Origin of the sequence: Microbacterium sp. 13-71-7, assembly GCF_002257455.1 — a bacterium.
GTDB lineage: Bacteria > Actinomycetota > Actinomycetes > Actinomycetales > Microbacteriaceae > Microbacterium.
This window is the reverse complement of sequence record NZ_NCKN01000193.1, coordinates 1-7791: the sequence shown is the minus strand read 5'-3', so window position 1 is coordinate 7791 and position 7791 is coordinate 1. Positions and strand designations below refer to the sequence as shown.

General features: G+C 71.8%; 6 protein-coding genes and 1 pseudogene. 3 read left to right on the top strand and 4 right to left on the bottom strand.

What is annotated here, in order from left to right:
- Positions 1 to 1013: hypothetical protein (locus B7X32_RS15925; RefSeq protein ID WP_292721742.1), on the bottom strand; the 1013-nt coding region annotated here is incomplete at its 3' end.
- Between the two features lie 173 nt (positions 1014 to 1186).
- A pseudogene (locus tag B7X32_RS15920) lies at positions 1187 to 1474 on the bottom strand (PadR family transcriptional regulator); the annotation flags it as partial.
- Positions 1475 to 1617: 143 nt separating this feature from the next.
- Here B7X32_RS15920 and B7X32_RS15915 point away from each other — a divergent pair.
- The 3 genes from B7X32_RS15915 (at position 1618) to B7X32_RS15905 (ending at position 5301) form a co-directional block, all read left to right on the top strand.
- On the top strand, positions 1618 to 2943 hold the full coding sequence (locus B7X32_RS15915; RefSeq protein WP_292721739.1) for a helix-turn-helix domain-containing protein: 1326 nt from the start codon (positions 1618 to 1620) through the stop codon (positions 2941 to 2943).
- 284 nt (positions 2944 to 3227) lie between these two features.
- Positions 3228 to 4778: an aldehyde dehydrogenase family protein gene (locus B7X32_RS15910; RefSeq protein ID WP_292721736.1), complete on the top strand. Its 1551-nt coding sequence runs from the start codon at positions 3228 to 3230 to the stop codon at positions 4776 to 4778.
- A gap of 142 nt (positions 4779 to 4920) precedes the next feature.
- Positions 4921 to 5301, top strand: coding sequence for a DUF779 domain-containing protein (locus tag B7X32_RS15905; RefSeq protein ID WP_292721733.1), 381 nt, complete (start codon positions 4921 to 4923; stop codon positions 5299 to 5301).
- A 46-nt stretch (positions 5302 to 5347) separates the two neighbouring features.
- Here the strand turns inward: B7X32_RS15905 and speB are convergent, their stop codons facing one another.
- Together speB and B7X32_RS15895 are read right to left on the bottom strand one after the other, a co-directional pair.
- Positions 5348 to 6301 carry an agmatinase gene (gene speB / locus B7X32_RS15900; RefSeq protein ID WP_292721731.1) on the bottom strand — a complete coding sequence of 318 codons (954 nt, stop codon included), beginning with the start codon at positions 6299 to 6301 and terminating at the stop codon, positions 5348 to 5350.
- Positions 6298 to 7791 (bottom strand): thiamine pyrophosphate-dependent enzyme (locus B7X32_RS15895; protein ID WP_292721729.1); only part of this gene is annotated, 1494 nt, incomplete at its 5' end. The genes speB and B7X32_RS15895, both read right to left, overlap by 4 nt.

The window sequence follows — 7791 nt, the reverse complement described above, 5'->3', positions numbered from 1 at the left end:
GGTGAGGGCGCGGGCGTGGCGGTGAGCGCGCGATCCGGCGCGCGCAGGAACGGAGGCTGGGGGGTGAGCGTCGTCGACGGGTCGATCTGGCCCGTCGACTCGTCGAGCCGGCCCAGCTGCAGGGGGTAGACGTTCCAGACCGGCCGCCCCTGCGCATCCCGATAGGGGAGGGTCGTGGTGCCGCTGTCACCGAAGCCCCAGTACGTCGCCGCGCTGTCGAACTGCGCGCTGTCGCGTCCCATGAGGTTCAGCGGGGTGCCGCGGTTCGTGTACACCTGCGCACCTTCGATCGGCTTGCCGTCCTTGTCGTAGACGAAGAGGTTGACGACGCGGTCGCCGTCGAGCGACAGGCCCAGCGGCTGGGTGTACGACCGCTCGACCGAGTTCCCATGATTCGTCACCGCGGTGATGAGGGCACCCGCGGCGAACGGCAGGATGAGGAGGGCGATGACGCTCGCGACCGTTCGGATGTGCTTCAGCGCGTTCTTCGGCAGCCAGCGTCCGCGTCCCCATTGCACGCTGAGCACCGTCAACAGGATCAGCAGGATCCAGGCGAGGATCCGCGTCCCCGGCCATCCCTGCGTGAGCATCGTCCAGATCCCGAAGCCGAGCAGCACGCTGACCACGGCGAACATCCCGAATCCGCGAGCGAGCCACCACAGGGGCCGAAGAGCGCCCAGGATGCCCAGGATCTCGGCCCCCGCGCGAGAGGTCCGGATTCGCCCCGCGACGCGTCCCGCCGTCGCGGCGAGGCGCTTGTGCCACGGAGTCTTCGTGCCGACGACCGGGCCTCGCTCCGGCAGGCCCGCCGCGGAGCGCAGCTCCTCGGCATACGCGGCCGGATCGCCCAGCTCGATGGCGCCGTCGTGGTCCGCGGCCTGATCCGTGAGGTCGCCGACGAGGCCTTCGACGAGGTCGTCGACCTCCTCGGCGGGCAGGTCCGCGAGCTGCGCGCGGACGGCATCGGCGAAGGCGCGGATCCGCTCCGCGGCGGCCAGGGTGGTCTCGTTCATCGCTGCGCTCCTTCGGAGAGGATCCCGGTGGGTTCGGCGGGGGGATGGAACAGGGCGGGTGCTGCGGCGCCGGCGGCCGCGGCGGATCCGGGCGGAGCGGCTGCCGCGGCGGGGGCGGGCGGAGCGGCGACCGAGGGAGGGACGTGCGGGGCGAGCAGCCCCGACATCGCCACGGCGAAGTGCGACCAGGTCGCGATCTGCTCGTCGAGCATGTGCTTGCCCTGCGCGGTGATCGCGTAGTACTTGCGGTGCGGCCCGCCGTCGGACGGCACCACATAGCTCGAGAGCGCCCCGCCGGAGTACAGCCGGCGCAGGGTTCCGTAGACCGAGGCGTCGCCGACGTCGCCGATGCCGGCGTCGCGGAGGCGCCGCACGATGTCGTAGCCGTATCCGTCCTCATCGCGCACGACGGCGAGCACCGCGAGATCCAGCACGCCCTTCAGCAGCTGCGTCGTATCCATTCCGCCTCCTCCGCCACGGCCCCGTGGCTGCGTCGTTCCGCACACTACCACGCGACGCACAGTAGTGCCCAGCGCGGCACAGTCCGTCGTCCGATCCGCGGTCGTACACTGGACCCACTCCGTCGCCGATGATCGGAGACCCTGTGTCCTCTGGCTGGCAGCCCTCCCGCGAGCCCGCGCCCGCCGCGTCGCGGCTGCTCATCGAGCGCGCGCACGAGGAGCTCGTCGCGGGCAACATCGCCGACGGCAGGCTGCAGAACGTGCGCTCGCTCGTGCGCGAGTCGTGGGAGCGGTCCTGGCGCCAGAGGGTCGGCGCCGAAGGGCTCCCTCCGCTCGACTTCACCGCGGACGCTCTCGACGCCTATCGGCGCGCGCATCCGCTCGCGGGTGCGATGGACACCATCCGCGCGCTGCTGCTGCCCGGATCAGCTGACGATGCGGGCGTCATCGTCGCGGTCGGCGACCACGCCGGTCGGCTGCTGTGGGTCGAGGGCGACCTGAACCAGCGGATCCTGTCCGGCGAGATGGGCTTCGTCGAAGGGGCGAACTGGTCGGAGCGCGCGGTCGGCACCTCCGCCCCCGGCACCGCGCTCGAGCTGGGCGCCTCCGTGCAGATCCACGGCGCCGAGCACTACAACCGCCTGGTGCAGCCGTGGTCCTGCACCGCCGCGCCCGTCTTCGACCCGGAGGACCGGCGCATCCTCGGCGTGATCGACGTGACGGGCGGATCCGAAGCGGCGAGCCCGCAGGCGCGCATGCTGGTCGACGCCACCGCCCGCGCGGTCGAGGCCGAACTGCTCGTGGCGCGGCTGCGGGCCAGGGCCGCGCCCGCGGCCCCCGCCCCGTCGCCGCGGCGGCGCCCGGTGCCCGACCGCGCCGCGCTGCGGGTGCTGGGCCGGGATCGGGCCAGGCTCGAAGTATCCGGGAGCGACGGCGAGCGGTCGGTCGAGCTCAGCGCGCGGCACGCCGAGATCCTGCTGCTGCTCGCCGTGCACCGGCAGGGCCTGTCCGCCGAGCGTCTCGCCGAACTGGTCTACGGTGAGGGATCCTCGGCCGACACGCTGCGTCCGGAGATGGTGCGCCTGCGGAAGGCGCTGGAGCGCATCTGGCCCGCGCTCGTACCAGAGTCGCGCCCCTATCGGCTGCCCGTGCCGTTGGAGACCGACGCGCAGGACGTGCTGTCGCTGCTCGACCGGGGCGCGCACCGGGTGGCGCTCTCCGCCTACCGCGGCCCCGTGCTGCCGGACTCGACCTCGCCCGGCGTGGAGGAGTACCGCGAGACCGTGCGCTCGACCCTGCGCGAGACGATGCGCACCGAGGCCAGCATCGACGTGCTGCTGTCGTACGCCGAGATCCCCGAGGGATCCGAGGACGCCGAGATCCTGCGGCTCTGCCTGGAGCTGCTGCCCGCGCGCTCGCCGAAGCGGGCGGGCCTGGTCGGCCGGATCGAGCGCCTCGAGCAGGCCTGACCCGGATCCGGGCCGCCCTTCGTCTCGCTTCGCTCGCTCAGGGACCGGGCGCTTCGCTCGCTCAGGGACCGGGCGCTTCGCTCGCTCAGGGACCGGTGGGAGCGGGCCAGGCAACGGTCCCTGAGCGAGGAGCGCAGCGACGAGACGAAGGGCGCCGGCCTCATCGGGCAGCGGTCGCAACCCGTTGCAACGTGACGCACCGGGGCGCAACGTCCGCGCGCCTAGCGTCGAGGCACACATCAACCCGCGCGGCGATGCGGCCGCGGAACGTCGAAGGAGACGCGATGACCATCATCGAGGAGAGCGTGTCGACCGCCTATGCAGCTCCGGGGCAGCCGGGCGCGCTCGCGAACTACCGCCCGCGCTACGGGCACTACATCGGCGGCGAGTTCGTCGAACCCGTCAAGGGCCAGTACTTCGAGAACGTCAGCCCGGTCAACGGGAAGCCGTTCACCGAGGTCGGACGCGGCACGAGCGAGGACATCGACCGTGCCGTCGACGTCGCCTGGAAGGCGTTCGCGAGCTGGGGCAAGACGAGTCCCGCCGAGCGCGCCAACGTCCTGAACAGGATCGCCGACCGGATCGAGCAGAACCTGGAGGCGATCGCGATCGCCGAGACGTGGGAGAACGGCAAGCCCGTGCGGGAGACGCTCGCGGCCGACATCCCGCTCGCCGTGGATCACTTCCGCTACTTCGCCGGCGTGCTGCGCGCGCAGGAGGGCGGGATCAGCCAGCTCGACGAGAACACCGTGGCGTACCACTTCCACGAGCCGCTCGGCGTGGTCGGGCAGATCATCCCCTGGAACTTCCCGCTGCTCATGGCCACGTGGAAGCTCGCCCCGGCGCTCGCCGCGGGCAACTGCGTCGTCATCAAGCCGGCCGAGCAGACCCCCGCGTCGATCCTGTTCCTGTTCGAGATCATCGGCGACCTGCTGCCCGCCGGGGTCGTGAACATCGTCAACGGCTTCGGCATCGAGGCCGGAGCCCCGCTCGCGCAGCACAAGAGGATCCGCAAGGTCGCCTTCACCGGAGAGACCACGACGGGCCGCCTGATCATGCAGTACGCCTCGCAGAACCTGATCCCGGTCACCCTCGAGCTCGGGGGCAAGAGCCCCAACGTCTTCTTCGAGGACGTCGCGAGCTCGACCGCCGACCCGTACTACGACAAGGCGCTGGAGGGCTTCACGATGTTCGCGCTGAACCAGGGCGAGGTGTGCACCTGCCCGTCGCGCGCGCTCATCCAGCGCTCGATCTACGACGGCTTCCTCGCCGACGGCCTGGAGCGCGTGAAGAAGGTCGTGCAGGGCAATCCGCTGGATCTCACCACGATGATCGGCGCACAGGCGTCGAACGATCAGCTCGAGAAGATCCTCAGCTACATCGACATCGGGAAGCAGGGCGGCGCGAAGCTGCTCATCGGAGGGGAGAGGGTCGACCTGGGCGGCGATCTCAGCGAGGGCTACTACGTCGCGCCGACCGTGTTCGAGGGCACCAACGACATGCGGATCTTCCAGGAGGAGATCTTCGGACCCGTGCTCTCGGTCACGAGCTTCTCCGACTTCGACGACGCGATCTCGATCGCGAACGACACCCTCTACGGGCTCGGCGCCGGCGTGTGGAGCCGCAGCGGCGACACGGCGTACCGCGCCGGGCGCGCGATCGAGGCGGGCCGCGTCTGGACGAACACGTACCACCAGTACCCGGCGCACGCCGCGTTCGGCGGGTACAAGCAGTCGGGCGTGGGGCGCGAGAACCACAAGATGATGCTCGATCACTACCAGCAGACGAAGAACCTCCTCGTCTCCTACGCCGAGGGGCCGATGGGCTTCTTCTGATCCGGATCCGTCCTCCCGCCTGGTCGTTGAGCGAGGACGCCGAAGGCGACCGAGACGAAACGCGGCTCTCGCCAGGGCGCCGCGTTTCGTCTCGCCTTCGGCTCGCTCAACGACCGGAGGGGGACTCATGAGAGGAGTGGCGATGGCCGATTTCCACCGCGTCGACGTCTCGGAGGAGGCGGCGGCGCTGCTGAGGACGCTCACCGAGCAGCACGGTCCGCTGATGTTCCACCAGTCCGGGGGCTGCTGCGACGGCTCCGCACCCATGTGCTACCCGGTCGGGATGTTCCTGACCGGATCCGGCGACGTGCTGCTGGGCGAGCTCGAGGTCGGCCTCGACGCCACGGTTCCGGTCTACATGTCGGCGTCGCAGTTCGAGTACTGGAAGTACACGCACCTCACGATCGACGTCGTCGACGGGCGCGGATCCGGCTTCAGCGTCGAGTCGCCGACCGGCAAGCGGTTCCTCACGCGCTCGCGGATGCTCGATCAGGCCGAGCTGGAGCACTTCGCCCTGGCCTGAACGAGTGAGGGGACCGGCCGTCGACCGGTCCCCTCACCGCGTCGGATCAGCGGTCGCGGTCGATCTGCATCGACAGCAGCGTGATGAGCTCGTAGACGACGTGGCTCGCGGCGATGCCGGTGATCTGCGCGTGGTCGTAGGCCGGTGACACCTCCACGACATCGGCGCCCACGATGTTCGTGTCGCGCAGGCTCCGCAAGATCCGCAGCAGCTCCCGGCTGGTGAGGCCCCCGGCCTCGGGAGTCCCGGTGCCGGGCGCATGCGCGGGGTCGAGCACGTCGATGTCGATCGAGACGTACAGCGGCGCGTCGCCGATGCGGGTCAGGATCCGCTCGATCGCGGCCTCGACGCCGTGCTCCTCGATCGCCTCGCTCGTCACGATGCTGAATCCGAGACGGGCGTCGTCCTCGAGGTCGCTCTTGTCGTAGAGCGGGCCGCGCGTGCCGACGTGGCAGCTCGCCGTCATGTCGATGAGGCCCTCCTCGCTCGCGCGGCGGAACGGGGTGCCGTGCGTGATGGGCGCCCCGAAGTAGGTGTCCCAGGTGTCCAGGTGCGCGTCGAAGTGCAGCACCGCGACCGGCCCGTGCGTGCGGGCGACCGAACGCAGCAGCGGCAGGGCGAGCGTGTGGTCCCCGCCGATCGTCACGATCCGCGACACGCGCTCGCCGAGGGCCGTCACGGCGCGGTCGGTCTCCTCCACGGCCTCGGTGATGTCGAACGGGTTGAGCGCGATGTCGCCGGCGTCGACGACCTGCGTCCGCGCGAAGGGGGAGAAGTCCTGCGCCGGGTTGTACGGGCGCAGCAGACGCGAGGACTCGCGCACATGCGACGGTCCGAACCGCGTGCCGGGGCGGTAGCTCACGCCCGAGTCGAACGGGGCGCCGACGACGGCGATGTCCGCGTGGTCGACCTCCTCCAGCCGCGGCAGGCGGGCGAAGGTGGCGAAGCCCGCGTAGCGGGGGTTCAGGGAGGCGTCGACGGGGCCGATCGGAGTAGTCATGGACGGTCCTTCTGTTCTTCCGGGGCGGGATGCGGGGCGGGCTGCACGACGTGCACGAGCCGGACGCCGCCGGCCGCGATCGCGGCGCGGATCGCGGGGGCGAGCTCGTCGACGGCGTCGACCCGCTCGCCGTGGGCGCCGAAGGCGCGGGCGAGGGCGGGCCAGTCCGGCTGCACGAGGTCGACGCCGACCGGTGTCATCCCCCGATCCACCTCGTTCTGGCGGATCTCGGCGTAGCCGCCGTTGTCGACGCAGACGATCGTGAGGTCGAGGCGCTGCTCGACGGCCGTCACGATCTCATTGACCGCGAACATCAGCGCGCCGTCGCCTACGACGGCCACGACGGGCCGCTCAGGCTGCGCGACGCGGGCGCCGATGGCCGCGGGAAGGCCGTAGCCGAGCGTCGCGTAGGTGGGGGTGTAGAGCAACGCGTGCGGGCCGGAGCGGCGGAGCACGTTCGCGAGCGCGAGGTAGACGATCTGAGACGAGTCGCCCGCGACGATCGCGTCCTCGGGGAGCGCCGAAGCGATCTCCTCGGCCAGTGCGACGGTCGCCGGAGCGGTCTCGCGGATCTCCTGCAGGATGGCCGCGCGCACCTCGTCGAGGGCGCGCGGCGGCGACACGGTGGCGGGCAGGGCATCCAGGATCCGCTCCAGCACGGCGCGGGCGTCGCCGCGGATGCCGACCGCCGGTTCCAGGTTCTTGGCGAGCTGCGCGGCGGCGATGTCCACGCGCACCACGGCGCCGCGGGCCTCCAGGCGCGGCGCCCACAGCTCGGCCTCGCCGAGCTTGGATCCCACCACCAGGAGCACGTCGGCCTCCTCGGCGACCGCGCGGGCCGCCGCGAGGCGCAGGTTGGCGCCGAGCGCGAGCGGGTGGTGCTCGTCGACCGCGCCCTTGCCGTTGAGGGTGGTCAGCACGGGCGCGCCGAGGCGTTCGGCGAGCGCGGTGAGCGTGGCGCCGGCACGTGTCGCGCCTCCGCCTGCGACGATGACAGGCCGCTCCGCCGTGGCGAGAAGTGCGGCGGCCTCGGCGACCGCCGCGGTGTCCCCGCCCTCGGGCGCGGGAAGGGGGCGGGGGCGGCGGTCGGCCGCGGGAACGCCCGCGGGCGCCTCGAGCACGTCCAGCGGCACCTCGATGTGCACGGGCCTCGGACGGCCGGTGCGGAACAGTGCGAACGCCTCGTGCACGGCCGCGACCGCCTCGGCGGCCGAGCCCACGCGGCGCGACCACTCGGCGATCGCGCCGACCATCGCGGAGGCGTCCTTCGTCTCGTGGAGGGTGCCGACATCGGCGAACTCCGCGCCGCGGGCGACGCCGGGGGAGAGCACGATCAGCGGACGCGACTCGCAGAACGCCGTGCCCACGGCGCTCATCGCGTTCTGCAGCCCCGGACCCGACGTGGTGATCACGACACCGGGGAGTCCGGTCTGCTGCGCCCAGCCGACGGCGCCGTAGCCGGAACCCTGCTCGTGCCGGTTCGTCACGAC